1 protein-coding gene is annotated in these 1084 nt (G+C 70.2%); it reads left to right on the top strand.

The genetic code is table 11. From position 1 onward, the window contains the following. Window positions 1-970: PD-(D/E)XK nuclease family protein (locus G3O00_RS42840; protein WP_206146612.1), on the top strand; the 970-nt coding region annotated here is incomplete at its 5' end. Window positions 971-1084 lie beyond the last annotated feature (114 nt).

Raw genomic sequence — 1084 nt, 5'->3', positions numbered from 1 at the left:
CGCGGCCGGGCACGACGCATCGCAAACGCTCGCGGCGCGCCACGCGACGCGCATGCTGCGCGATGCGTGGCGGATGGCGAGCTTCAGTTCGCTGACCGCGACGATGGCGCGCGAGGAGGCGGGCGTCGCGGCCGTGCCCGATGACGAACTGCGGCCCGATCACGATGCGCTTGCCGCGGTGGCGCCGGATGGCGAGTGGCTATTGGCCGATCCGGTTGCACCCGAACCGCCGGACGACGATATCCTCGTGTTCCCGCGCGGCGCGGCGGCCGGCGAGTGCCTGCATCGCCTGTTCGAACTCAGCCGGTTCACCGAGCCCGAGTCGTGGCCCAGGGCTGCGCTCGGTGCGCTGCACGACCGGCCGGTCGAGGCCGAGCCCGAGCTGGCCACGCGCCTGCCGGCGATGATGGTGCAACTGGTCGACGATGTCGTGCGCACCGAACTCGTGCCGGGCATGCGGCTCGCCGATCTCGATCCCGCGAAGCGGCTCGACGAAATGGGTTTCCTGTTCCCGGCGCCCGCGCTGGACCTGATGGCGCTGCGCCGCCTGCTGGTCGCGCACGGCTACCCGGACGTTGCACTGGAGGCGGGCATGCTCGCCGGTTTCATCAAGGGTTTCATCGACATGATCGTCGAACACGACGGCCGCTTCTGGATCGTCGACTGGAAGTCGAACCATCTCGGCACGACACCGGATGCCTACGGCCCGCGCGCGCTCGACGTCGCGATGGCCGATCACGCGTATCACCTGCAGGCGCTGCTCTATACGGTCGCACTGCATCGCTACCTGCGCGGGCGGCTGCCCGACTACGACTACGACACGCATATCGCGGGCTACCTGTACCTGTTCGTGCGCGGCGTGCGGCCCGGCTGGCGCAGCGGCGGCGAACCGGCTGGCGTGCATGCGCGGCGGCCCGAGCGCGCGCTCGTCGACGCACTCGACCGGATGATGGAAGGGGGCCGCGCATGAACATGAACGTGCAGGACGACACGCTCGAATTTACCGGCGGCCTCGTCGCGCGGCTGCCGGAACCGGCCGATTTCGGCATCGCGCTCGCGGAAGGGTTTGCGCGCCGCATCGGCG

The sequence above is a fragment of the Burkholderia sp. Ac-20384 genome, assembly GCF_017104605.1.
GTDB classification, from domain to species: Bacteria; Pseudomonadota; Gammaproteobacteria; order Burkholderiales; family Burkholderiaceae; genus Burkholderia; species Burkholderia lata.
The sequence above is the reverse complement of the archived record's forward strand: the minus strand, read 5'-3'. Positions and strand labels throughout refer to the sequence as shown.